Annotated in this window: 18 protein-coding genes and 1 riboswitch; of the genes, 13 read left to right on the forward strand and 5 right to left on the reverse strand. The window is 61.2% G+C overall.

The genetic code is table 11. The annotated features are described in order from the left end of the window. Positions 1 to 43: 43 nt before the first annotated feature. A complete protein-coding gene (locus tag PD282_RS00695; RefSeq protein ID WP_274654952.1) occupies positions 44 to 5,014 on the reverse strand; it encodes a DEAD/DEAH box helicase in 4,971 nt (1,656 codons plus the stop codon). 156 nt (positions 5,015 to 5,170) lie between these two features. Here PD282_RS00695 and PD282_RS00700 point away from each other — a divergent pair, with 156 nt between their 5' ends. Continuing rightward, positions 5,171 to 5,614 (forward strand): hypothetical protein, encoded by a 444-nt coding sequence (locus PD282_RS00700; RefSeq protein WP_274648492.1) that lies wholly within the window; start codon positions 5,171 to 5,173, stop codon positions 5,612 to 5,614. Positions 5,615 to 5,831: 217 nt separating this feature from the next. On the opposite strand, the gene PD282_RS00705 is transcribed toward PD282_RS00700, so the two are convergent. Then, positions 5,832 to 6,332: a C40 family peptidase gene (locus PD282_RS00705; protein WP_420832262.1), complete on the reverse strand. Its 501-nt coding sequence runs from the start codon at positions 6,330 to 6,332 to the stop codon at positions 5,832 to 5,834. A gap of 3 nt (positions 6,333 to 6,335) precedes the next feature. After that, positions 6,336 to 6,487, reverse strand: a riboswitch (cyclic di-AMP (ydaO/yuaA leader). Between the two features lie 428 nt (positions 6,488 to 6,915). Between PD282_RS00705 and PD282_RS00710 the strand changes: the two genes are divergently transcribed. From PD282_RS00710 to PD282_RS00720, 3 genes are all read left to right on the forward strand, one after another. Beyond that, the gene (locus PD282_RS00710; protein WP_274654955.1) at positions 6,916 to 7,248 is read left to right on the forward strand and encodes a metal-sensitive transcriptional regulator; all 333 of its coding nucleotides are present in this window, start codon (positions 6,916 to 6,918) and stop codon (positions 7,246 to 7,248) included. A 136-nt stretch (positions 7,249 to 7,384) separates the two neighbouring features. Continuing rightward, complete coding sequence (locus PD282_RS00715) at positions 7,385 to 9,820, forward strand: heavy metal translocating P-type ATPase (protein ID WP_274648493.1); 2,436 nt, start codon at positions 7,385 to 7,387, stop codon at positions 9,818 to 9,820. 70 nt (positions 9,821 to 9,890) lie between these two features. Next, on the forward strand, positions 9,891 to 10,157 hold the full coding sequence (locus tag PD282_RS00720) for a hypothetical protein (protein WP_274648494.1): 267 nt from the start codon (positions 9,891 to 9,893) through the stop codon (positions 10,155 to 10,157). 70 nt (positions 10,158 to 10,227) lie between these two features. On the opposite strand, the gene PD282_RS00725 is transcribed toward PD282_RS00720, so the two are convergent. Further along, the gene (locus PD282_RS00725; RefSeq protein WP_274648495.1) at positions 10,228 to 11,043 is read right to left on the reverse strand and encodes a hypothetical protein; all 816 of its coding nucleotides are present in this window, start codon (positions 11,041 to 11,043) and stop codon (positions 10,228 to 10,230) included. Between the two features lie 52 nt (positions 11,044 to 11,095). Next, positions 11,096 to 13,114 carry a M1 family metallopeptidase gene (locus tag PD282_RS00730; RefSeq protein WP_274648496.1) on the reverse strand — a complete coding sequence of 673 codons (2,019 nt, stop codon included), beginning with the start codon at positions 13,112 to 13,114 and terminating at the stop codon, positions 11,096 to 11,098. 168 nt (positions 13,115 to 13,282) lie between these two features. Between PD282_RS00730 and PD282_RS00735 the strand changes: the two genes are divergently transcribed. The 3 genes from PD282_RS00735 to PD282_RS00745 all read left to right on the forward strand — a co-directional run bounded on the left by PD282_RS00735 (position 13,283) and on the right by PD282_RS00745 (position 16,561). Then, a complete protein-coding gene (locus PD282_RS00735) occupies positions 13,283 to 13,828 on the forward strand; it encodes a YwhD family protein (RefSeq protein ID WP_274648497.1) in 546 nt (181 codons plus the stop codon). A 211-nt stretch (positions 13,829 to 14,039) separates the two neighbouring features. After that, entirely contained in the window at positions 14,040 to 15,839 is a 1,800-nt protein-coding gene (locus PD282_RS00740; protein WP_338045147.1) for an RNA polymerase sigma factor, read from the forward strand. 149 nt (positions 15,840 to 15,988) lie between these two features. Then, the gene (locus PD282_RS00745) at positions 15,989 to 16,561 is read left to right on the forward strand and encodes a GNAT family N-acetyltransferase (protein ID WP_274648498.1); all 573 of its coding nucleotides are present in this window, start codon (positions 15,989 to 15,991) and stop codon (positions 16,559 to 16,561) included. Positions 16,562 to 16,725: 164 nt separating this feature from the next. Here the strand turns inward: PD282_RS00745 and PD282_RS00750 are convergent, their stop codons facing one another. Then, positions 16,726 to 18,825, reverse strand: coding sequence for a transglycosylase domain-containing protein (locus PD282_RS00750; RefSeq protein WP_274648499.1), 2,100 nt, complete (start codon positions 18,823 to 18,825; stop codon positions 16,726 to 16,728). 207 nt (positions 18,826 to 19,032) lie between these two features. Here PD282_RS00750 and speE point away from each other — a divergent pair, with 207 nt between their 5' ends. The 6 genes from speE (at position 19,033) to argS (ending at position 24,678) form a co-directional block, all read left to right on the forward strand. Continuing rightward, positions 19,033 to 19,860: a polyamine aminopropyltransferase gene (speE, locus tag PD282_RS00755; protein ID WP_274648500.1), complete on the forward strand. Its 828-nt coding sequence runs from the start codon at positions 19,033 to 19,035 to the stop codon at positions 19,858 to 19,860. A gap of 55 nt (positions 19,861 to 19,915) precedes the next feature. Next, positions 19,916 to 20,785 (forward strand): agmatinase, encoded by an 870-nt coding sequence (gene speB, locus PD282_RS00760; protein ID WP_274648501.1) that lies wholly within the window; start codon positions 19,916 to 19,918, stop codon positions 20,783 to 20,785. Between the two features lie 221 nt (positions 20,786 to 21,006). Then, entirely contained in the window at positions 21,007 to 21,522 is a 516-nt protein-coding gene (locus PD282_RS00765) for a DNA-deoxyinosine glycosylase (protein ID WP_274648502.1), read from the forward strand. Positions 21,523 to 21,564: 42 nt separating this feature from the next. Continuing rightward, positions 21,565 to 22,236, forward strand: a complete 672-nt coding sequence (locus tag PD282_RS00770) for a GNAT family N-acetyltransferase (protein ID WP_274648503.1) — start codon at positions 21,565 to 21,567, stop codon at positions 22,234 to 22,236. 67 nt (positions 22,237 to 22,303) lie between these two features. Next, positions 22,304 to 22,543 (forward strand): DUF7667 family protein, encoded by a 240-nt coding sequence (locus PD282_RS00775; protein WP_274648504.1) that lies wholly within the window; start codon positions 22,304 to 22,306, stop codon positions 22,541 to 22,543. A gap of 419 nt (positions 22,544 to 22,962) precedes the next feature. Further along, positions 22,963 to 24,678, forward strand: coding sequence for an arginine--tRNA ligase (gene argS, locus PD282_RS00780; RefSeq protein ID WP_274648505.1), 1,716 nt, complete (start codon positions 22,963 to 22,965; stop codon positions 24,676 to 24,678). Positions 24,679 to 24,773 lie beyond the last annotated feature (95 nt).

Here is a 24,773-nt window from a genome sequence, read left to right on the forward strand (position 1 = left end):
CTTTGCCGGTTCCGGGACCCGGCGGCGGCGGGCGGAACGGCGTTTACTGCAGCGTGCTTGTCCACAGCACGAGCGCGCGGCTGTCGCGTTCGGCGCCGAGCGCGCGCAGCGCAGGTGCCGCTTCGGATTCGGCCGCTTCGAGGCCGTTCCAGCGCTCGATTTTAATTTTGGAGAGGCCCTGACGCCGCATCACGGCGCGGAATACCGTCTTCAGCAGCTCGGGCTCAAGCGGCTGCCGCCCGGCTGATTCGGCCGGGTCCGGGTCGCTCGACGCGTCGCTGTCCTTCACCTGAAGCGGCTCCGGCATCTCGGGGATTTCGACGATTTTACGGCCGTTGTTTTCGATCCAGTAGCGCCAGCGTCCCCGGTGCAGGATCAAGTAGCTGCCGCTTTTGCGGGCGAAGCTCGCGCCGGGGGCATCGGGCCAGTCGGCAGCCAGGCCGAACGGATTGGACGGGTCGGCGGCGGACAGCACCGTGACGGCGTCGGCATCCTGGCCGGGCAGCGGCTGGCGGACGCGCTCAAGCAGCTCGCGCCTGGCGAACTGCAGCGTCTGCACCCCGCGGATAAGCATGCCCCGCGTGACGACGCCCCAGTGCTCCAGCTGCCGCAGCACCGGCAGCAGCTCATCCCAGGCGAACGGGGAGGCCGCGGCGACCAGCTCCTTCGAGACGATGCCGCAGCTGTCCAGCAGATGCTGCGTCCAATGGAGCGCCGATTCGGCGAGCTCTTCCGGCGCGGCATCCCTGCGCCTGTTTGTGGCGTACGCAGCCGGACCTTCGGCTGCTTTGCCCGCTGCGGAGCCGATCTCGGCCGCTTCGCCATCCCCGCGCGGCGGCGTTTCGGCCGCTGCAGCGCGGGCGGACGACGAGCCGTACGGCGCAGCCCCATCGCGCGCGGCGCCGTAGATCTGCGCGGAGCCGCGGGTAGGTCCGGCGGGCGCGTCCGGTTCGGCCAGCGTGCCCGTCCAATACCAGCGGCCGAGGCCGGAGCCGGTTTTGGCGAGCCGGCGGCCTTTGGTCAGCAGCTGCAGGCGCAGCGGGGCGAACTGGTCGTTCGAGACATGGCCTTCCCAGACCAGATCGAACAGCTCGGGCAGCAGCTCGGATGGCGTCCTGCCGGTGTCCCGGCCGAGCCGCGTCAGAAAGCTGGCGCCGCCTTCCCGCAGCAGCGCGAGCAGCTCCGGATGCTTCGTTTCTTTGCCGGCGGCCTGCTTCAGGTACGGAGTGTAGAGCGGCTTCGCGTCGGTGAGGAAAAAGGCGATTTTGCCCTCCTTCTCGCCCTCTTCCTTGCGGCCGATCCACAGCACCTCGCCCGATGCGCAGAGCAGGTCCAGCTCCTCCTTTCGGTAGCCGGAGAGCCGCGCCGGGAATACGATCGACTCCCAGTGCGAAGCGGGGAGGAAAAAGCCCTGCAGCTTCGCGATCACCTCGCGCAGTCCGTCGATGCCGGCCAGCTGCGTGCCGCTCAGCGCATGCTGCAGCATCGACATCTGCGCGCACCACCGCACGGGATCGACCGGCTCCGCCAACTTGCGCGCCTGCTCCATGGACAGACGGATCAGCCGCCGGGCGACGCTGCGGCTCGACCAGATCCGCTCCCCCTCGTGCGCGGCGAAGGGCGCCTGCTCGATCCGGTCCTGCGCCAGCAGCACGTCGACGACGCGCTCCGCGTCCTGCTGCGAGAGGTCCGGATAGCGGCCGCGCAGCTCATCCTCGGTGAACGACAGGCGGCCTTCGGCGTATCGCCCCGCCACGAAGGCGATTGCGCTCTCCGCTGCCGGGAACCGCGCGTACATCTCCGCTTCGTCCGCGCAAATCCATCGCGGCTCGGCCCCGAAACGGAGCAGGGCGAGACGCCCGGCGGACCGGAGCGACTCGGCCCAGCTCAAGGCCTCCGCGCCTGCGATCGCGGCGATTTCCCCGCCGCTCATATCGCCTCGCCGCTTAAGCAGCGCGGCCAGCTCGTCCGGCGATGCCGGAGTCCGGCCGCCGCCGGTGTCCAGGCGGCTCGCTTCCGCGGCCATCGCGGCGGGATCGATCGCGCCGGCGACCGTCTCGCTGCCGAACAGCTCCCGGGCCAGCGATTTGCTGACGCCGAGCAGCTGCAGCTGCGTCGCCTCGCTGAGCCCGTCTCCCTCGTACAGCTGCGTATTGGCATAATCGGCCAGAAACTGGACGGCAAACGGCGACGGGGCGTTCGTTTCCCGGACGGCGATTTCGATCTCGCCGCCCGATATCCGCTCCAGCAGCCGTTTCAAGCCGCCGGCGTCCAAATAGCTGTGCAGGCATTCGCGCATCGCCTCCTGAAGATACGGAAAATGCTCCGCGTACGGAAGCGACTGCTTCAACAGCTCTTCGCTCCGCAGCCGCTTCTGCCACATTGGGGTGCGGGTGAAGCTGCGCGACAGCAGGAGCGACGTCTCGGCGATGCGCCGGAACGCAATCGCGAGCAGCGGGGAGCCGGATGCGGCTTCGGACAGCAGCGGCTCGGCGCTCTCCGGCGTGACCTGCCAGAGCGTCTGCAGCCAGGAGGCATCCCCGTCCGGCAGCACAAGCTCGATGCCGTTGTCCTTGGCGTTGCCGTAAGGCTTGTATGGGAGCAGCCGTTCGAACTGCCGCTCGATCGCCAGCAGCCACGTCCGGTTGATGCGCCGCCCGAACACGCTGTGAATAATGATGCGTGTCTGGTTCATCAAATCGCGGTAATGCTCGATCATGATCCGGCGGTCGGTCGGCAGCCCGAGCGCCCGGTGCTGCGCCGAGGCAAGCCCGATCAGCTCGGACGCCGCCAGCCGGTCGAGCCCGTACTCGGCATCCAGCCAATCTTCGGCGGCTTCCTCGCGCCCGCGCACCCGCAGCTCCTCGCCGGACGGGTTTACTGCCGCCAGATCGGGGGTCTTGAAGCGTTCCGCATCCGCGCCGGGCAGCCGGGAGTCCGGGCCGCCGGACTCCGCCGAATGCCCGGAGCTTGCTGCCGGACCATCGGAGCTTGCTGCTGGATCCGCGCCCCGCCCGAGACCGGCAAGTCCACTTCCGTCCCCGCCGCGCCCGGCTGTTTCCGGGCTCAGCCCGAACCGGTCCGCAAGCTCGCGCAGGAATGCGCCGAGCCTGGTGCCGAGCTCGTAGCTGCGGCCGCCGGGCTCGGCCCGCCAGAACGGGATCTCGCTGAAACGGTTCGGTGCTTCCTTCACATAAACGCGGTCGTTCTCGATGCCCGTGATCATCCAGGAGGACGTGCCGAGCTGGAACACGTCGCCGACGCGGCTTTCGGCGATATATTCCTCGTCCAGCTCGCCGAGATGGCTGCGGCTGTCGGCATGGTGAACCGGATAGGCCGAGCTTTGCGGGATCGTGCCGGCCCCGGTGATGGCCGCCATCGCAGTGCCGGCGCGCTTGCGGAGCAGACCGGCGCCGCGGTCCCAATCGATCAGCGGCCTGGCGAACGGATAGAAGCCGGCCAGCACCTTAAGCGCCGCCTCCAGCCGTTCACGCGGCAGGCTGCGATAGCATTCGCTGCCGGCGACCAGCGCATACAGGCTGTCCACCGACAGATCCCCGGCGGCGACAATCGCGGTCATCTGCTGCGAGAGCACGTCGATCGGCGCTTCCGGGAGCGAGATCGCTTCAATGCTTCGGCTCGCAATGTCGCGGCACAGCACCGCCGCCTCCGGCAGCTCGCTCCGGCTCCGCGCCAGGATGAAGCCGCGGCTGACGCCGCCGACGGCGTGGCCCGCCCGGCCGATCCGCTGGATGCCGGCCGCAGCGGTCTTCGGCGAGTCGATCTGGATGACGACGTCGACATGGCCGACGTCGATGCCGAGCTCGAGCGAGGACGTGGCGACCAGGCAGCGAAGCTCGCCGGCTTTGAGCATCCGCTCGACTTCGAGCCTGCGCTCGCGCGACAGGCTGCCGTGGTGGGCGCGGGCCATTTCGTATCCGGCGGCGTCGTTCAGCCGGAGGACGAGGCGCTCGCACAGCCGGCGGCTGTTCACGAAGAGCAGCGCCGAACGGCTGCCCTCCATCAGCTGCATCAGCCGCTCGACGATCGGCTGCCACACGGCGTCGCGCGTTTTGGCCGGCCGGCTCAGGTCGGGCATCGTGACACGCACCTGGATCGTTTTCGTCATGTCGCTTTCGACGATCCGCACGGGCCTCTCCGCGAAGCCGAGCGGGTGGCTGCCGCCCGCGCCCGCAGCGCGGTCCGCTTGGCCGATTGCCGATCCCGCCGTCACATCCGCGGCAGCCGAACCGCCGCCCGGACCTTCGGCGCGGCCTGCTTCGGATGCCGCCGCTCCGGCCGTCTCCGCGGCGTCGCCGGCCCGCTCCCAGCCGCCGAGAAACCGCGCGACGCGTTCGAGCGGCTTCTGCGTCGCCGATACGCCGATCCGCTGGACGGGGGAGGGGCACAGCGCGGACAAGCGCTCGAGCGTAAGCGACAAATGCGCGCCGCGCTTATCCGGGGCGAGGCCGTGAATTTCATCGACGATGACGGTGCGTACAGTGCGCAGCATGGCGCGGCTCTTCTCGCCCGTCAGCAGCAAATAGAGCGATTCCGGTGTCGTGACGAGCACATCGGGCGGCCTGCGGATCATTTTGGCGCGCTCGGAGGAAGGCGTATCGCCCGTCCGCACCGCGGTGCGGATCCCGGGCCAGTCGTCCTGTCCGTCTACGGGGCTTTCCGCCCGGAAGCGTTCGATATCGTCGATAAAGCCGGTCAAATGGTGCTGGATATCGTTGTTGAGCGCCTTCAGCGGCGTCACGTACAGCACGCGCACCCCCGGCTCCCGCGGGGCCGTTCCTTTGTCCGCTGCCGCTTTGTCCCGCGCGAGCCGGTCGAGACAGGGGAGCAAAGCGGCAAGCGTCTTGCCGGAACCGGTCGGCGCGGCGATCAGCGTATGCCGTCCGGCGTCGATGGACGCCCAGGCTTCCAGCTGCACGGGGGTCGGCTCGCCGAAGGCTTGCGCGAACCAGCCGGCAAGCGTCGGATGAAAGGCGGACAGTTCCGCACACATTTCGGTCACCGTCGAAAACTCCTTTCTGCGATTTTCCTCTGCAAGGGACAGCTTGAAGTGGTACCATTATACCCGTTTTTTGGTCAGTTTGCGCACAGGCCCACATAGGAATAGAAAAAACGGCCGCCGCTTGCGGCGGGGACGGGAGGATGCCGGATGGCAAAATGGCGGGAAAGCCTGGATGCGCGAAGGGAGGAGTGGAAGCAGGTGGAGGAGGCGCTTTCGCGCACCCTTGCGGGGCGGTCGGTGCTGCGCGTCGGGGGACCCGGCGCGCCGAGACTGGCGGCGCCGGCTTCGAAATCGGTCCGGTCGGGCGAGCTTGCCGGCGTCGAAGGCACGTTCGAAGCCGGGTTAGCCTGTTTTTGCCTGCGCGAGCTGCCGGCGGCGGAGCGAAGGGATTTTCTGAACCTGTGGCATTCGCGTCTGCGCGACGGGGCGACAGCGGTGCTGGCCGACCGGCGCGGCGAAGGCTGCGAGACCGCGTTTCAGCTGCACGAGCTGTTTGCGCCGGCCGGAACGACGCTCGACGTGCAGGTCGGCCGGACCTTCTGGTGGGTGCGCTACAAGGTGAAGAAACCGATTGACGCCGCGAGATCATGATTTGCTCGGATCAGACGCTCATCCTGCCGCCCCTGCGCCGATGGTTTCATTTCGTTCCCGAAACGCCGCTCATCACGAGGGTAAACAAAAACGCAGCCCGCTTGTCCGGCAGGCGGACAGGGCAGGCTGCGTTTTTGACTCCTCTATAGGAAAGGGGAAGCTTTCGCCTTCTTTTCACTATAGATCGAAGCCGGTTCTTCCTGAAGGGCGGAGCGAATTAATCGGCGTCTCCGCCGCCGTCCGGTGCATCGGACGGTTCGTCGGCATACTTTTGAAACGTATCCGGGCTCATGACGCGACGCGCGGTAACAAAGCGTTTCGAGTAGTACGAATCGCTGAGCGCACTGATCGTCACGCCTTTGCTGGAGGACGAGTGGGCAAATTTGCCGTCCCCGACGTAGATGCCAACGTGCGAAATGCCTCTGCCGTTCGTATTGAAAAATACGAGGTCGCCGGCGATCAAGTCGCTCTTGTCGATTTTCTTGCCGAGCCTGGCTTGCGACGAGGATGCGTGCGGGATGTTGACGCCGAGTTTATCGAACACGTACATCGTAAATCCGGAGCAGTCGAATCCTTTCGTCGTGGTGCCGCCGTAATGATACGGCGTTCCGATCACGTCGCTGATGACGCCATCCATTTTGGAGTCCGCAAACACGCTTCCTGCCTGGAAGGCTGCCGCAATGACGAGACCGATCATGAGCAGCAAAACCTTTTTCAAAAGAGAAGCTCCTTCCAACGCCTGCGAGGTTAGCTGTGGGGTTCGGTTGAAGGCTCCCTATGATCGCCTCTGGCATCCGGCCCTGCGGATACCGGGATCAATTCACCCAGAGTGGTTCCCCCGTTTCCCTTGCGGGAATTCGGCAAAATTTTCATCTTCGCTTACATTTCGATCATTTTCACACTTCTCCTTCCAAGTTCACAATTTGTTCACACATTAGAATTATGAAAGTGCAACTTTTTCGCGTTTCACTCGTACAGCGGGTTTCCGGGTTTTCAGATGGCCTATTTTTTCGGCTAAAGCGTTCTTCGGGAGCGGGGCGGCGGTTCGCCGTCCTGTCGAAAAAGGGGCAAAATCCGGCGGAGGCGCAGCGTACGTCAAAAAGACCGTTTCGTGACGGAAGCGGCCGCGGTTTTGTTCCGGACGAGCGTAGTGGGAGCCCTTGGAATCCGCACCGCTGGCGAAGCGGGATGCTCCTTACCTGCGTTGCCGGGACAATATTACCACTGATTGTATAGGGGGAGGGAGTATAGTATAATATAGATTATGAAGGAGGCGAGTCAAAATGAGCGTGGAAATGGAAATGCTGGGTCAAGTAAATGAACAGGATTCCAATTGTTGCGGAACCGATGGAACGGGACGAAAAAGCCATCATTCGGATAAAGTAAAAAATAGTTTGATCAGCCGTCTGAATCGGATTGAAGGTCAGGTTCGCGGCATTAAAGGGTTAATTGAGAAAGATACGTATTGTGACGACGTTCTGAACCAGATCGCCTCGATTCAATCCGCTCTGAATGGAGTCGGAAAACTTTTGCTGGAGCATCACCTGAAAAGCTGTGTCATCGAGCGTATCCAAGAAGGGGATACCGAGGTTTTATCGGAACTGATGATCACCATGAACAAACTCATGAAATAAAACCCAAGCCCAGCAGCGCTTGCTGCTTTTTCTTTAACCGATAATATACGGTACTGGGGTATTGTAAAAGATGTTGACTAAAAATAGGGTAGTGGGGTATACTACGAGCAAGGAATTGAACAAGAGGTGAATGATTGTGGAAACAAACGCTGCACAAGAAACCAAACAAACGACTTTGCAAATCACGGGCATGACGTGCGCCGCTTGCGCGAACCGAATTGAGAAGGGCCTAAACAAATTGGAAGGAGTCTCTGCCGCAAGTGTCAATTTTGCGCTGGAAAAAGCGAGCATCACTTACGACCCGGCGAAAATTGGCATAGGGAATGTGGAAGAGACCATTAAAAAGCTCGGCTATGATACGGCTAAAGAAGTGGCTCTGTTTAAGCTGGAAGGGATGACGTGCGCCGCTTGCGCGAATCGCATCGAGAAGGGACTCGGCAAAATGCCCGGCGTGGCCGGTGCATCTGTCAACTTTGCGATGGAAACTGCTCGTGTTGAATATTCGCCGGGTGAAGTCTCGATCGAAGAGATGCAAAATAAGGTCAAACAGCTTGGTTACAGAGCGATCGCCAAACAGGAAAGTGAAAACGCAGATGATCACCGCGGCCATGAGGTCAAGAATCAAAAACGGAAACTGCTCCTTTCGGCAATTCTTTCCTTCCCTCTCTTGTGGAGCATGGTTGCGCATTTTTCATTCACCTCATGGATCTACTTGCCGGAAATGCTGATGAATCCATGGTTTCAGCTTGTTCTGGCCACTCCTGTACAATTTTATGTCGGCAGACAGTTTTACGCAGGTGCATATAAGGCGCTCCGCAACGGCAGTGCGAACATGGACGTTTTGGTCTCGCTGGGCACTTCGGCCGCTTACTTCTACAGCTTGTATCTGACGATCGATTGGGCCGCGCAAGGAGGCAGTGTCCATCACGGACCGTCTTTGTACTATGAGACGAGTGCGATCCTGATCACGCTTGTTATTTTAGGGAAGCTATTTGAAACGCTCGCTAAAGGCCGCACATCGGAAGCGATCAAATCGCTCATGGGTCTGCAGGCAAAAACGGCTTTGGTTGTTCGTGAAGGTCAAGAGCTGACGATTCCAGTGGATGAAGTTATCGTAGGGGACATCGCGCTTGTCCGTCCCGGAGATAAAGTGCCGGTAGACGGCGAAGTTCTTGAAGGCATGTCTTCGGTCGATGAATCGATGCTGACCGGAGAAAGCCTTCCTGTAGAAAAGAAAGCCGGGGACTCCGTAATCGGCGCAGCGATCAACAAAAACGGCATGCTGCGTATTAAGGCGACAAAAGTCGGCAAAGAAACGGCACTAGCGCAAATTATTAAAGTCGTGGAAGAAGCGCAAGGCTCGAAAGCGCCGATTCAACGGGTAGCGGACAGCATCTCCGGCATTTTTGTCCCGATTGTCGTCGGAATCGCAGTTGTCGCTTTCCTCGTATGGTATTTCTTCGTGACGCCGGGTGATTTTGCAACGGCATTGGAAAAGGCCATCGCGATCCTCGTCATTGCTTGCCCTTGCGCACTCGGTTTGGCAACGCCGACCTCAATCATGGCGGGATCCGGACGCGCCGCGGAGCTTGGTATCTTGTTCAAAGGCGGCGAGCATTTGGAGCAGACACATAAGATTGACGCGATCATTCTGGATAAAACGGGTACTGTGACGAAAGGCAAGCCGGAACTGACGGATGTATTAACAGAAGAAAACGAAACGGAATTCCTTCAACTCGTCGGCGCGGCCGAAAAAAATTCGGAGCACCCGCTTGCGGAAGCGATCGCTGCCGGCATCCGTGAACGAAATATCGAACTGCCGGGAACCGAGTCCTTCGAGGCGATTCCGGGATTCGGTATCAAAGCCAGAGTAGAAGGAAAACAACTGCTCATCGGCACGCGCCAATTGATGGAGAAGTACGAAGTCGATGTGAAGCATGCTTACGAGTCGATGGCTCGTTTGGAAGAAGCCGGCAAGACGGCGATGCTGATCGCGATCGACAACCGGTATGCCGGGATGGTTGCAGTGGCGGATACGATTAAAGAAACCTCGAAGGACGCGGTTGGCCGTTTGAAAGAGATGGGGATTCAGGTGATCATGATTACCGGAGACAACGAACGGACGGCGAAGGCGATCGCGGCCCAAGTCGGCATCGACCATGTACGTGCGGAAGTGCTTCCGGAAGGGAAAGCGGAAGAAGTGAAAAAGCTGCAAGCGCAAGGCAAAAAAGTGGCCATGGTCGGGGACGGCATTAACGATGCGCCGGCACTGGCGACAGCGGATATCGGTATGGCCATCGGTACCGGAACCGATGTGGCGATGGAAGCGGCGGATGTAACGCTCATGCGCGGCGACCTGGCGAGCATTCCCGATGCGATCTATATGAGCCGTAAAACAATGAGCAACATTAAGCAAAACTTGTTCTGGGCACTCGGTTATAATACGCTCGGGATTCCGATCGCTGCGATTGGCTTGCTTGCACCATGGGTAGCGGGCGCGGCCATGGCATTAAGCTCGGTCTCCGTTGTCCTCAACGCGCTTCGGCTGCAGCGTGTGAACGTACGTCAATAAAGAAGTTTAACCGTGCTTTTCGTAGTTGATGTTAAAGGATTCGATAATTTCAAATCGAGGAGTATGGGTCGTGGGAGAAAAAACAAAAATCGCGATAAGCCCGCCGATTCAAGTCGGTGGAAGTCAGTTTACGGTGAAGCAGCTCGCGAAAATCGGGGCTGCTCTCGAGACGGATGCCAAAGTGGAAATGACCCCGTTCAAGCAGCTTTATGCGGAAGTGCCGCTCGAACGGACCGCCATCATCGATTTCTATAAGGAACATGCCAAAGGCAAAGAAAAATTCAGCAAATTTATCGATCGGGTATCGCTTGAGCAGCTGCAGCAAATCGCTGGTTAAACGGGAGCAGCCGCCAAAACAAACGCCCGGGAAGCGCATCGGCTTCCCGGGCCTCCGGGCTGCAGCCCGTTCAGGTCTGTTTCGACTTCCAGACATCGAGCTGCGAGGCGACGGTCCACACCTTCATGATCGTCCGGACCAGATGGTAGCTTTGCTGCAGGATGAGCGCGATCAGGCCGGCCCACAGCATGGATGCCGCCGCGAAGGTGAGGCTTAAAGACGCGCCGATCAGCCACAGCAGCAGGGATATCCCCACCAGCGGCAGGAGCCGCCGGATGCCGTTTCCGAGTCCCTTCAGAATGCCGGTGCGGGAGACGGCGCCGAACTGCATCGCGAGAAACAAGAGATGCAGCACGGCCGCCCAGGCCAGCCAGCCGGCCGCCCAAGGGAGAGTCCGCTGCGCCAGCTCGGCCGCGCTCCCGCTGGAGAGCAGCGCATCGAGCGCGCGGGGCAGCAGCCAGCCCGCCGGGGAGAGCGCAAGCGCGGTCTCGATCAGGTAGAGCAGGGCGACCGGCTTCCAGGCGGCGCGGATGCCCCGCAGGAAATGCGTGCCTTCCTCGTCCGCGGCATGCCGCAGGGAATGGAGCAGGCCGGCGTTCAGCAGCGGCGTGACGAGCATCCGGGCCGCCAGCAGGCCGGCGAACAGCCAGATGTACGGGCGGATCAGATCGGTTTTCAGGAGCTGGAACTGGGCTTCGGTCAGGAAAATTTGCGCCGCGTCCGCCGAGGGCAGGCTGCCCGGATAACGCCTCAACAGCGGTACGACGATATGGTCCACGATCCGGTACAGGAAGAATCCCCAAATGAGTTCATAGAGGAAGAGCAAAATGACGATGTACAGATGTTTGACGGTCAGCCGCCATCCTTGCTTCAAATAAAGCTTCATCCCAACATCCCTCCTCGCTTGCGGCGCCGGAGCCGCCTGGGTAAGGGCGCCGTCACCAGGCGACCGACGCGAACAGCCCCTCGACCAGCTTGACGATGCCGACGCTCCAGCGCGTGCGGGTTTTCTCCGGCAGTCCGGCTTTCAAAAAGTTGTTGATCTGCTTGTTGTCCAGCACGTTATCGTGATGCGGATCGACGGCCGCCCAAGCGAGCGGAGAGGGTTCGACGGCGTCGTACTTGATTTGCGAATCCCGGCCGTCCCATGTTTTCTGCAGCGTTGATCCGTCGGCGAACTTCAGCACCACCTGAACCGGGCCGTTGCGGCCGCCCAGCCGGCGAATGAGGACGACCGATTCGTACTGCTTGGCGCCGTTTTCCGTTACCGGCCGGACTTGAATGGAATCGACCGCATAATCGGCCATCTGGTTGCCGTACACGAAGGCGCTGAAATAATTGTCCCAGTTCTGGTTCGTCACCTGCTCGACCACGCGCTGGAAGTCGGCCGTGGACGGATGCTTGAACTTGTATTTCTGGAAATAGGTGCGCAAAATTTTTCGCATCGTCTGGGCGCCGACCTGCTTTTCGATGCCGACGAGGACGAGCTTGGCCCGCATGTACACATTTTCGGCATAATGATCGTTGCTGCCGTACGACCAGGACAGCTGCTTGAGCGGAGCGGGATCGGTCATATAGCTGGACTCGATGGACAAATTCGGCTCGACGCCGTATTCGCTTTCCATGATCTGGTCCTCGGAGTAGGAGGTGATCCCTTCATCCAGCCAGGCTTCCTCGAATTCGTTGGAGGCGACCATGCCGTACCAGTATTGGTGGCCGATCTCGTGCACCACCGTTCGTTCGAGGTCGTAGCCCGGGCTGTTCGAATCGGCCGCAAACGCCGTAACGAGCGTCGGGTATTCCATCCCTCCGGCCCCGTTGCCGCCCTTCGGAGGGACGACGATGGACAGCGTCGAATACGGATAGGCTCCGTACCACTGGGCGTATTTGGCGAGCGCCGATTTGGCGGCGTGCATGTACCGGTCCTTCAAGTCTGCGTGAAGCGGGTCGAGATACAGCTTGATCCGCACCCCGGGTACGCCGTCCGTGGAGAAGGGCTCCTCGAAGTAGACGAAATCCGGAGAAGCCGACCAGCCGAAATCGTGCACGTCGTCGGCATAATAGTGGTAGGTTTTCCGTCCGTCCTTCACGTCCGACGCCTTTGCCTGGAAGCCGGTCGCCGCCACCTTGTAGGCCTCCGGGACGTTGATGTTGACGCTGTATATGCCGAAATCGCTGTAAAACTCCGAATTGCCGTGATACTGATGGGCGTTCCAGCCTTCCGTCGTCCGGCCGCGCGTTCCCGCCGTTTCATAAGCGGCTACCTTCGGAAACCACTGCCCGGCCATCACGAAATTGCCGGCATAGCCCATCCGCGCGAACACCTCGGGCAGCTTCACCTCGAACTTCAGCTTCAGCGTCACGCTTTGCCCGGGGTAGACCGGGTCGGGAAGCTTAAGCTTGGCCAGCGTATGGTCGCTTAAGTTGCCGTCGTCGGGCTGAACGTAATGAAGCCGGGGAAGCAGGTTGCCGGTCTCGGTCGTCTGCAGCGCATTGATGTGCATGTAGCCGTAGCTGGACGGGGTGGCCTTGTCCTGCCGCAGCTGGCCGCCGGATTCGCGCATGAATGTCGTGTCCTTCGATTCGAAGGCGTTCGGGTAAAGGTGAAAATACATATCGGACACCGCTTTTTTGCCGGGGTTGGTCCAGGTTACGGTTTCCTCGCCCTGCAGCGTTTTGGCGTCCTCCTGCAGCCGCACGTCGATGTGGTATTCCACAACCCGCTTGCTGAGCGCCACCGGCTTCGGCTGCATGACCGAATCGGGCTCCGGCGAGCCCTGCGGCGCCGTCTTCGGGGACGTGTCCGGTTTAACGGGAGCGGAAACGCCGGTAACGGGCGCGGATGCGAAGGAATATTGCGAAATCCAGGCGGCCCCGAACCCTTCCCGGACCGTTGCGCCGATCAGGACGGCGGCTAGCGCGAAGAGCAGGATTTGTTTGAGGTGACGTGGCGTCATTGAACGATTCCCTCCCGTTGACAAGCATCTAAAGCATGTATATGTTTGCTTTTCGCGGATTATTAGCTAAAATGGAATTAATGTTCGGACAGGCGGAAAACCCGCGTCCGGCGCGGGCTTCAGGCTTTTTGCCGGCTCGCCCGGCCGAAATTCGGGGAGGAACGGAATATGACGGATCAGAATCAGGACCAGGGGCGTGCCCAAGAGCAGACTCCGGCGAAGAAAGAGAAACGGCAGCTTGCGCTGAATGTCGTCAGCAGCAAGGAGCATAAGGGATTCGGCGCGGGCACGATCGACCTGAACAACGTCTCGGCGGTCATTATCGACGGCGGGGAAGCGTATATCGATGTCGGCGCCATGCATGCGAAGAGCAAAGTGGAGAGGGGCATCAAATTCAGCGCGAACAAAGAGGACGTGCCCAGTGGCCGTCCGGTCTGGATCGTGTGGGTCGCGGTGGACCGCTCCGAAGAAGGAGCGCATTACGCCGGCGCGACGGCCTGCCCGATGCTGATCGATACCGAAGCGAAACGCGGCTGGAAAATTCTCGCGCAGCACGTGAACAACCTCGACTACGCGCTCAAGCGCCGTTTTATGCTGGATGAGCTCGGGGAGGAAGCGAAAACGGCGCTCCGCGGCCTGCTCGTTTCCCATAACGCGGAATGGTGGGACCGTTCGCCCGATGTGCTGAAGCAGGCGCTGGGCGACCTAAGCTAAGCGACAAATTAGACGTTACCGGGAGGCCCGGGCAGCGAATCGAGGCTGCCCGGGCCGTTTTTTTACGGGGCGGGAGCTTTTCTTGACGGGGTTTTCCGTTGTACGGATGAACGGATTTCAATAAATCGGCGGCAATTTCTCCAATAGTGATTCCGTTTGTCAGAAATCGCTTTGCTTTCGAGTCTTTATTGTAGGTCGATCTACTGGCGGGGTGGTTGTTATCGGGAACGACGGGAATGAAATCCAAAATGTAAAACCTGCGCATTGGGATATGGAGCGCGATTTGGACCGGCTGGAAGACAGCGAGCTGGTACAGCGCGCGCAGGCCGGCGACCGGGAGGCGTTCGGCGAGCTGATCCGGCGCCACCGGCGGCATTTGTACGGGTACGCCCAAGCCCTGACGCAGGAGCCGTTCATGGCGGAGGATATCGTGCAGGATGCCTTGATCCGCGCTTTTTTGCACCTGGGAACGCTGGTTGATATTGCGCGGTTTCTGCCTTGGCTTCACCGGATCGTCCGCAATCAGGCGTATTCCCGGCTCCGCAGCAGCCCGGTTGTGAAGGAGCGGCCTTTCTCGGCGCTGCGGCCTACCGGGGAAGAAGGGGAACCTGCAGCCGCCGACTGGTCGAATTTGGATGATATTCTGCATCGCGTTTCGCGTTCGCTGGACGAACATGCGAGCGCTGCCGCCAATCCGGAAGAGCACTTGATGCGCCGGCAGCTGCTTGACGCGATCGGAGCTATGCTGAGCTGCCTCTCCAAGCGGGAGCGGCAAATTTTCGAGTCGCATTTTTTCGATCATCTGTCGCCGCAGGAAATCGCGAAGCTGTTCAGCTTGTCTCAGGCGAACGTCTATCAAATTTTATCCCGTTCCCGGAAAAAAGTAGCCCAGGCGCGAATCCGCGCCGTAGTCGACCAATACTTGACGGAACGAAAGGATTGGGGAGCGATGAAAACGAACCTGTTAACGAAGACGGATGCGTTCGATGCGTCCGGAACATGGACGTCGGCAGGCTGGGCCTTGTACCGCATGCTCAGCTTTACCGATCAGAAACTGAGTATGCCGATGGTTATGGGCCTGACCGGACATGCTTTTCGCATCACGATTTGCCGCGGCGATGTTCATATCGCGGGACCGACGATGTTCCCGTTCGGGGACATTTTCAGACGAGGCCTGCAAAACCTGGGATGGAGCTGCCGCGTCGTGGAGATGGAGAACAGCCATTGTCTGCCCGGCGATAATTCCAACTTGGTTGACCCGGTACTGCTCGAGCCGGCGGCCAAAGAGAAGAGGCGGGTCCAGGAAAAGCTTCCTGCCGCCCTGGATTTGATTCACCGTTCCATCGACAGAGGCCTTCCGGTTATGTCCTGGGATCTGTTCATCCCCGAATTCGGCGTCATTTACGGCTATGACGACGAGCAGCGGATGCTGACGGCGGTGGAGGTGATGCAGGACAGCCGGCTTCCTTACGATCATCTCGGGCGGGGTATACTGGAGGAATTGTTCATCCTGGCGCTGGAGGAACGGACGGAGAAGGATGAGCGTTCGATGCTTCGGGACGCGCTGGGGATGATTCTCGATCACTACCGCGGGAACGAGGCTGCGGCCGACCGCTGTGAACGGGGACTGCGCGCCTATGATGTGTGGATGGATGCATTCCGCGGCGGGAATATCGAGCCGAATGGCAATGCCTACAATGTGGCCGTTGTGCAGGATGCCCGCCGGCTTGCGGCGGATTTTCTCGTCGAGATCGCCGATCGGCAGGGCGGCGAAGCATCGGATGAACCCATCCGTACGCTTGGCGCCGAAGCCGCGAAGCTGTACCGGAGCATGGCGGAGCAGCTGCAGGAGTTGGCCGAGAGGTTCCCTTTTCCTGCAGGAGGCGATCCTAACTCGGCTGCCGGCCGGGAACGTGCCGTAAGTGTGCTGCAATCGGTCAAGGCGCTCGAAGAGCAGGCGGTTTCGCTGCTTGAACGGATGTATGCAGAGCTGGAGCGGCCGCTGCTCTAAAAGTCATGGCTGGACGCCCCGCCGCTCCATGACAAGAAAACGGCTCGGCTTCTTCCCGGTTTTTGGTGTATGATAGGGAGGCGGACGGCGCGGAAAACGCAAGCTATGCTCCCGCCGCCAAACTGACCGGAATGGAGCCAATCGACATCATGCATGCATCGGATATATTCGAACGTTTTCCGGTCCTGAATACGGACCGACTGATTCTTCGCAAGTTGGAGCCGTCGGATGCGGAGGCGCTGTACGAATATTATTCGGATGCCGACGTCACCCGCTACATGGACTGGTACGGACCGGAGTCCGTGGAGCAGGCGAAGGACATGATCGTTTCCTGGAACGACATGTACCGGAACCGGCAGCTTCTTCCATGGGGCCTTACCCTGAACGGCCGGGACCGGCTGATCGGTACGGTGATGTACATGCCGATCCGCGGCACCTTCGAGCAGAGGCCGCTTTATCCGGTAACCGTCGGCTACGACTTGGACAAGGCGTATTGGAACCGGGGAATGATGACCGAGGCGCTGAAGGCCGTCATCGATTTCGGGCTCGAGCGGTTCGGCGCGCACCGCATTCAGGCGGAGGTGGCTCCGAAGAACAAGGCGTCGCTCAAGCTGCTGGAGAAGCTCGGCTTCAAGCGCGAGGGCGTGCTCCATCAATATTTGATGCACGAGGCGACGAAGATGTTTCTCGATGTCGTCATGCTGGCGCTGCTGAATAACTGAACGGTTGAGCTAGAAAAAAGGCGGCGGGACGGTCATGCGCTTGCAAGCGCGCATGCTTCGTCCCGCCGCTTTTTCAATTCAATCGAAAAGGCTGCGCCTTCCTTTCTTCATCGACGGAAGGGAAGCAGCTTGTTCCGCCGTCAAAGAGCGTTAGCCGTCGCTTCTTAATTCGTCCACCAGCGCTTCAGCTTCCGCCACCACGACTGCGAACGCTCCGCCTTGGCGTCGCCGTCGCCGTTTGCCGAAGCCGCGCCGCCGTGCTCGCCGCACACCTCGGTCGGCTGCGTGCCGCTGACGAACGTCTCGAGCCGCCTGCTCGGACAGGAGGAAGCGGCCAGCTTGCCCGACGACGGGTCGACGTAGACGGAGACGACACCCTCCGGCATGGGGAACATTTTCGGCGGCACCGCGGCCAGCGCCTTTTCCGTGAAGGCGGCGAAGATCGGCGCCGCCCGGTGCGCCTCGGCGGTCGTCAGCTTCCGCCCCTTGTCGTAGCCGACCCAGACCGCCGTCGTCAGCTCGGGCGTGTAGCCGACGAGCCACGCGTCGCTTGCCGTCGTGCCCGTCTTGCCGGCAACCGGACGATGAATCATCGCAGACACGCGGCTGCCCGTGCCGCCGGTCTCGAACACGCTTTCCATCAGGCCGGTCAGCACGTAGGCATGCGCGGCATCCACGACCTGCTTCGCCTTCGGCTTCGCTTCGTACAGCACTTCCCCTTTGCTGTCCTCGATGCGCACGATCGCGGTCGGTTCGCTGCGGACGCCGCCGGCCGCAAACGTGCCGAACGCCGAAGCCATCTCGAGCGGGCTGACCGGGTACGCCCCGAGTGCGAGCGAGGGCACCGGCTGCATCGGGCTGTCGATGCCGAGCCGCCGCGCCATATCGATCACCTTGTCGGCGCCGACGGCCATAATCGTATTGACCGCGTAGATATTGTCCGAGCTCGCGATTGCCTGGCGCAGATCGATATAATCGTTCGTGTACTTCTTATTGTAGTTGCCCGGCGCGTATGTCTTGCGTCCTTCATCGTAGGTAAACACGGTCGGCTCGCTCTTGAAACGGGTGACCGGCGTCACCGCTCCCTGCTCCAGCGCGGCCAGGTACAGCACCGGCTTGAACGACGAGCCCGGCTGGCGCGTCGTGGCGAGAACGCGGTTGTACTGGTTGGAAGCATAGTCGCGGCCGCCGACCATAGCTTTGATATACCCGGTGCGCGGGTCGATCGAGACGAGCGCCGCCTGCTGCCCGGAATCGGCCGGCATGCCGGCCTTGACCGCATCCTCCGCGGCCTGCTGGGCATCGGGGTCGAGCGTCGTATAGATGCGGATGCCACCGCCGCTTATGAGCCGCTCGTCGATGCCGAGCCGGTCGACGGCGACGCTGCGCACGTAATCGCGAAAATAAGGCGCGAAACTATCCTGCTTGCCGCTGCCGAGCGGCACGAACTTCAGCAGCTCGCTTGCGGCCTCCTCAGCCTGTTTCTTCGTCAGGATACCCTGCGACGCCATCGTCATCAGAATCGTCCGCTGCCGGTCCTTGGCGTTTTTCATATCCATATACGGCGAGTAATACTTCGGCCCTTTCGGAATGCCGGCCAGCATCGCGCTTTCGGCCAAGCCGAGCTCCGAGGCGTGCTTGCCGAAATACATCTGCGCCGCCGCCTCCGCGCCGTACGCGCCGTGTCCGTAATAAATCTGGTTCAGATACATCCCGAGAATTTCGTCTTTCGTGTAATGCATCTCGAGCTGAACCGTGTACATCGCTTCCTTCAGCTTGCGAGACCAGGTGCGCTCGTGCGTCAAATACAGATTGCGCGCCAGCTGCTGCGTCAGCGTGCTCGCGCCCTGCTTCGTCCGCAGATGCTCGAGATTGACGAACACCGCGCGGGCCATCCCTTTCATATCGAAGCCGAGGTGATCGTAGAACCGCCGGTCCTCGATGGCGAGCGTCGCCTCGATTAAATACGGCGATATCGACTTCAGCGGCACCGAATGGCGGTTCTCGCCGGCGTGGAACGTATCGATAACGTTGCCTCGGATATCGTACATTTGCGACGTCTGGCTGATCGCCGCGGCGGGCAGCGCCTGCACGCGCAAATAGAAGAGGAATCCGAAAATAAGGGCGAACAGGATGGCGGCCCCGCACCCGGCGATCATCAGCCAGCGGTACGCCCGGCCCAGCAGCGGCATCCATTTCTCCGCGCGGACGCGAAACGGCGAGCGGCGTTTGTCGATCGGTTTGGGCGAGCCCAGGCTTTTCATGTTGCGGCCCCCTTGCATAAGCTTGTCATTTCCTTAGTATGGAAAATGGCGAAGCCGGCTATTCACACGCCGGAGGATGCGGGATGAATTTTTTGCGGCGCCGCGCCGTAAAGGTTGCTTTTTCGCCCCGTTCCACTATAATACAGGTTGAACCGTCAGCTAACGGAAATTCCGCCTATTACATAGATGAAGAGAGGGACTGCCGTCATGGAATTGTGGTACACCGAGAAACAGACTGAAACCTATGGCATTACGGCCAAAATCAAAGAAACGTACGTGAGCGAGCAAACCGAGTTTCAGAAGCTCGATATGATCGAAACCGAGGAGTTCGGCACGATGCTCGTCCTGGACGGCATGGTGATGACAACCGATAAAGACGAGTTCGTATACCACGAAATGGTGGCCCATCCGGCGCTGTATACGCACCCGAACCCGAAGCATGTGCTCGTGGTCGGCGGCGGCGACGGCGGCGTCATCCGCGAGGTGCTGAAGCATCCGCAGGTCGAGAAGGCGGTGCTCGTCGAAATCGACGGCAAGGTCATCGAATATTCGAAAAAATATTTGCCGAACATCGCGTGCGGCCTGGACGATCCGCGCGTCGACGTCATCGTGAACGACGGCTTCATGCATATTCACGATCAGAAGAACAGCTACGACGTCATCATGGTCGACTCCACCGAGCCGGTCGGCCCGGCGGTCAACCTGTTCACGCGCGGCTTCTACCAGGGCATATACGAGGCGCTGAAGGACGACGGCATTTTCGTCGCGCAGACGGACAACCCGTGGTTCAAGGCCGATCTGATAACGAGCGTTAACCGCGACGTCAAGGAAGTGTTCCCGATCGTGCGCGTATACTGCGCGAACGTGCCGACGTATCCGAGCGGCCTGTGGACGTTCACGATGGGCAGCAAGAAATACGATCCGCTGCAGGTCGACGAGTCCGCCATTCCGGACATCGATACGAAATACTACTCTCCGCGTCTGCACAAAGCGGCGTTCGCGCTGCCGAAATTCGTGGAGGATCTGGTGAAATAAAAAACCGGCTTCTTCCCGGAGACCGGCAATCGGCGAAAGCGAGGACCCCGCACCCATGCGACTTGACCAAAAATATTCCGGCAACGTTTTTATTCTGAGCTCCGACGATTACGCCGCTTCCAAAGCGGTCATCTACGGCATGCCGATGGACTTCACCGTTTCGTTCCGTCCCGGCTCGCGCTTCGGCCCCGCCCGCATCCGCGAGGTGTCGGTCGGCCTCGAGGAATACAGCCCGTATCTCGACCGCAGCCTCGAGGATATCGTCTACTTCGACGCGGGCGACCTGCTGCTGCCGTTCGGCAATGCCGCTCGCTCGCTCGAGATGATCGGCGAGTATGTGCGCGGTGTGTTGGACGACGGCAAAATGCCGCTCGGCCTCGGCGGGGAGCATCTCGTCTCTTGGCCGATTTTCCGCGAGGTGTACGTGAAATACCCGGATCTCGCGATCATCCATTTCGACGCGCATGCGGATCTGCGCGAGCAGTACGAGGGCGAGCCGCTCTCGCACTCGACGCCGCTGCGCAAGGCGGCCGGCCTGATCGGCGGCCGCAACATTTACCAGTTCGGCATCCGCTCCGGCTCCCGCGAGGAATGGCAGTTCGCGCGCGAGCACATCAACTTCCATCCGTTCGAGGTGCTGGAGCCGCTGAAGAAGGCGCTGCCGGAGCTCGCCGGGCGTCCGGTGTACCTGACGATCGACATCGACGTGCTCGATCCGTCCTGCGCGCCGGGAACCGGCACGGCGGAAGCGGGCGGCATTACGAGCAAGGAGCTGCTGGAGGCGGTCCATGCGATCGCGCGTTCCGATGTGAACGTCGTCGGCTGCGACCTCGTCGAAGTCGCGCCGGCGTACGATCCGACCGAGCAGACGCAGATCGTCGCGTCGAAGGTCATCCGCGAAATGCTGCTCGGATTTATCAAATAAGCGGGCAGCCCGCAACAAACGAAGACCGCCCTGCGCTGAACGTCAAGCGCGGAGCGGTCTTTTGCTCTAACGGCGGCCGGCAGACGAAAGCCTCGGCTGGCTAGAGGACCTGCTGCGGACCCCGATGGAGCCAGCTGGTGGGAGTATGGGGCGAGGCAGAACTTACAGAGCTTTGAGGTATAACGGCGGTTAGTGAACATAAGGAGGAAGGAGGCGCGGACATGTTCGTTCAATCGTTTCCGCCCATCATCGACGACAATTCCCGCGTGCTTGTGCTCGGCAGTATGCCGGGTACGGCGTCGCTTACGAAGCATCAATATTACGGCAATCCGCGCAACCATTTATGGCCGGTCATTTACGGTCTGTTCGGGCGGGAGCCGGAAGACGACTACGACGCTCGGCTCGCCTTCGCCCTCGGCCGAGGCATCGCCCTGTGGGACGTGATCGCAACCTGTTCTCGGGAAGGCAGTCTCGACGCGAATATCCGGGACGAGGTGCCGAACGATATCCCCGGCCTGCTCCGGCAGTATCCGGGCATCCGGTGCCTGGCGTTCAACGGGACGAAATCTCACGATACGTTCCGCAAGTATTTCGGTACCGATCCGGCGTGCGCGGCGCCGGCGCGGCTCAAGCTGCCGTCGACGAGTCCGATTCCGACGCCGCGGATGCGGACGACCGCCGACCGGCTGGAGGCGTGGCGCGTGCTGCTGCCTTTTTTGAACGATACGGGAGGGTAATGGAATCCAGGCGATAGGCTGCCGATTAACGGGGGAAGAGCCTTGCTTCGACGCAATTCGACGCCAAAAGACGGCATTTTGAGCCGGTTCTGCCCGTCGTATGGGAACGGGAAGACGACGAGGGGAGAGGAACGGATGGATTTTCGGGGACTCGAAGGGAAGCGCGTTTCCCTTGTTCCGCTGCGGGAGGAGCATGCGGAAGCGCTGTACGCCTGCGGCCGCGATCCGGCCATATGGCCGCATTATCCGGCCGCGACCGCGATCGCGACGATGGAGGATGCCGGGCGTTTCGTGCGGAAGGCGCTCGACATGCGGGACAAGGGCGAGCATTTCCCTTTTCTCGTTTTCGACAAGGAGCTTGGACGGGCCGTCGGTTCGACTCGCTTCAACCGCATTTCGGCGGAGCACCGGAACCTGAATATCGGCACGACCTGGTACAACCCGGAGGTGTGGCGGACGCGGGTCAATACCGAATGCAAAATGCTGCTGCTCGCGCATGCGTTCGAAGCCTGGCGGGCCGTTCGGGTGGAGTTTGTCACGACGACGGACAACGAGCTGTCGCAGCGGGCGATCGAGCGGCTGGGCGCAGTGCGGGAAGGCGTGCTGCGGCAGAAATATAACGGCATGGACTACGTCGTCTACAGCATTTTGGACCGGGAATGGCCGGACGTCAAACGGAAGCTGCAAAGCTTCCTCGATAACGACCGGGTATAGATGACTACGAACCGTTCTTTTTGGGCCATAATGGCTTGTATAGAACGAACGGGGGGTAGTCGAAAACATGGCGATACTGCCGATACACGAACGTTTGGCGGAGCTGTGGACGATCCGAAGCCGGCGCCCGCTGACGGACGAGGAAGCGGCCGATTTCGAGCACTGCCTGGCGGTTAACGCCGCGCACTGCAGGCGGCTGGCGGAGCTGTACAATTTCTCGCTGCTCGCTTCGATGACATCGGATACGGAGTGGCAGCATGCGATTTGCAGAAAAATCGAGCAGCTGGACGGCCCGCCGCGCTTCTAATCGGCAGGCAGGCGGCAATTGCCCCTTGCAAAAATGCCGCCGGCGCTTATAATAAGACGTTAATAGAGCCACATGCGATGAACGGGACAGTACCTTGCAGGTCGGTGCAGCAGCGAGCCGGGGCGGTGGAAGCCGGCGCAGTGCCGCAGGGGAAACGCACCCGGGAGTTGGCGGTCCGAACGCGCCGGCAGGCGCCGCGTAGGGCGGTCCGGTCACCCCGTTACCGTGTTCGAGAGGTTTTTTGCCTGCGCTGTTTGACGGTGCTGGGGAAAAGCCAGAAGAGTGGCACCGCGGACTAACCCCCGTCTCTTTATGGAGACGGGTTTTTTGGCGTTCGCCGTTCCGGTTTGACGGAAAGAAGCACGCGGCTCGCCCGTTAAGCCGCATCTTTGTGAAAAATGATTCGGGAGGGTGAAGTGATGAGCCTATTGCTAAAATGGGCGGCGGCGAAGCTGGAAGGTATCGTGCCGCTCCCGGAGGACAACATTTATGCGCTTTTGGAGCTGCCCCCGCGGCCGGAGCTGGGCGACGCGGCTTTCCCCTGCTTTACGCTCGCCCGCCCGCTTGCGAAGCCGCCGGCCCGCATTGCCGCCGAGCTTGCGGAGCGGCTGAACGGCGCCGGAGGGGAGGGCATTCGGGCGGAAGCCGCCGGGCCGTATTTGAACCTGTTTTTCGAACCGGCCTGCTGGGGCCCGAAGCTGATGGAAGCGGCGTTGGATCCGGCCTTCGGCACGTCGGACCGCCGAGCGGGCGAGCGCGTCGTGATCGACCTGTCCTCGCCCAATATCGCCAAGCCGTTCGGCGTCGGCCATCTCCGCTCGACGATGATCGGCAGCGCGCTCGCGAGGCTGTACCGGGCATCCGGTTACGACGTCGTGACCGTCAATCACATCGGCGACTGGGGGACGCAGTTCGGCAAGCTGCTGGAAGCCTACCTGCGCTGGGGAGACGAGGAAGCGCTGAAGCGGGACCCGATCCGCGAAAGTCTCAAGCTGTACGTCCGCTTCCACGAGGAGGCGGAGCGGGATCCGCAGCTGGAAGAAGAAGGGCGGCGCCGGTTTTGGATGCTGGAGAACGGCGATCCGGAAGCGCTGCGCTTGTGGCGCTTTTTCGTCACGTTCAGCATGGAGGAGTTCGAGCGCGTCTATGCGAGGCTCGGCGTGACGTTCGACCATACGCTGGGCGAAAGCTTCTATAACGGCAAAATGGACGCCGTCGTCCGGCGTCTTGCGGAGCTGGGGCTGCTCGAGGAGAGCGACGGCGCGCAGGTCGTGCGGCTGGACGACAAGGCTATGCCGCCCTGCCTGATCGTGAAGTCCGACGGAACGACGATCTACGGATTGCGGGATCTGGCCACAGCGCTCTACCGCAGACGCGAGATGGGGGCGGACCGGCTGCTTTATGTGGTCGGCGCGGAGCAGTCGCTTCATTTTAGCCAGGTGTTCGAGGTGCTTCGCCGGATGGGCGAGCCGTGGGCGGAGCAATGCCGGCATATCGCCTTCGGGTTGATGAAGCTCGAGGGGCGCAAAATGTCCACCCGGCGCGGACAGGTGGTTTACCTGGACGACGTGCTGGATGAAGCGGTGCGCCGTGCGGAAGCGATTATTGCGGAGAAAAATCCTTCCCTTCGGGAGCGCCGGGAAACGGCGGAAGCAGTCGGCATCGGCGCGGTCGTATTCGGCGATTTGAAGAACGGCCGGATGCTGGAGGTCGACTTTTCGCTCGACGAGGCGCTTCGCTTCGAGGGCGAGACCGGCCCGTACGTGCAGTATGCGGCGGCCCGGGCGTACAGGCTGCTGGACGCAAGCGGCCTCGCGCCGGAATCGTCCTTCGTACCGGCGGCGGCCCGGCACGACGGTCCTTCCCTCACCGCGCCTTCCGCGTGGGATTTGCTCAAAGCACTCGGCGCCTACCCGGAAGCGGTCGCCGAAGCGGTGCGGCTGAATGAGCCGTCCGTGCTGGCCCGCTATCTGCTCGATGCCGCCAAGCGGTTCAACCGTTTTTATCATCAGGAGCGGATTATGACCTCGGACGCGGAGGAGACCGCCGCCAAGCTGCGGCTTGCCGCGGCATGCGCGGGCGTCCTCGAATCCGGACTTGGCATGCTGGGGATCCGGGCTCCCAGGCAAATTTGAGCCGGCGGTCAGGCGGGATGCGGCCCGGCGATCGCCGGGCCCGCATCTTCCATTCCCGCGGGCAAACGTTGAAATCCGTCCCATGCCTGTATATA

It is taken from the genome of Paenibacillus humicola (assembly GCF_028826105.1).
Taxonomy (GTDB): Bacteria; Bacillota; Bacilli; order Paenibacillales; family Paenibacillaceae; genus Paenibacillus_Z; species Paenibacillus_Z humicola.

Bases quoted from the DNA above. Each gene is read 5' to 3' on its own strand.
- argS (WP_274648505.1), top strand. From the start codon at position 22,963: ATGAGCCTATTGCTAAAATGGGCGGCGGCGAAGCTGGAAGGTATCGTG.
- PD282_RS00730 (WP_274648496.1), bottom strand. From the start codon at position 13,114: ATGACGCCACGTCACCTCAAACAAATCCTGCTCTTCGCGCTAGCCGCC.
- PD282_RS00735 (WP_274648497.1), top strand. From the start codon at position 13,283: ATGACGGATCAGAATCAGGACCAGGGGCGTGCCCAAGAGCAGACTCCG.
- PD282_RS00695 (WP_274654952.1), bottom strand. From the start codon at position 5,014: ATGTGTGCGGAACTGTCCGCCTTTCATCCGACGCTTGCCGGCTGGTTC.
- speE (WP_274648500.1), top strand. From the start codon at position 19,033: ATGGAATTGTGGTACACCGAGAAACAGACTGAAACCTATGGCATTACG.
- PD282_RS00750 (WP_274648499.1), bottom strand. From the start codon at position 18,825: ATGAAAAGCCTGGGCTCGCCCAAACCGATCGACAAACGCCGCTCGCCG.
- PD282_RS00775 (WP_274648504.1), top strand. From the start codon at position 22,304: ATGGCGATACTGCCGATACACGAACGTTTGGCGGAGCTGTGGACGATC.
- PD282_RS00700 (WP_274648492.1), top strand. From the start codon at position 5,171: ATGGCAAAATGGCGGGAAAGCCTGGATGCGCGAAGGGAGGAGTGGAAG.
- PD282_RS00745 (WP_274648498.1), top strand. From the start codon at position 15,989: ATGCATGCATCGGATATATTCGAACGTTTTCCGGTCCTGAATACGGAC.
- PD282_RS00765 (WP_274648502.1), top strand. From the start codon at position 21,007: ATGTTCGTTCAATCGTTTCCGCCCATCATCGACGACAATTCCCGCGTG.
- PD282_RS00725 (WP_274648495.1), bottom strand. From the start codon at position 11,043: ATGAAGCTTTATTTGAAGCAAGGATGGCGGCTGACCGTCAAACATCTG.
- PD282_RS00710 (WP_274654955.1), top strand. From the start codon at position 6,916: ATGCTGGGTCAAGTAAATGAACAGGATTCCAATTGTTGCGGAACCGAT.
- speB (WP_274648501.1), top strand. From the start codon at position 19,916: ATGCGACTTGACCAAAAATATTCCGGCAACGTTTTTATTCTGAGCTCC.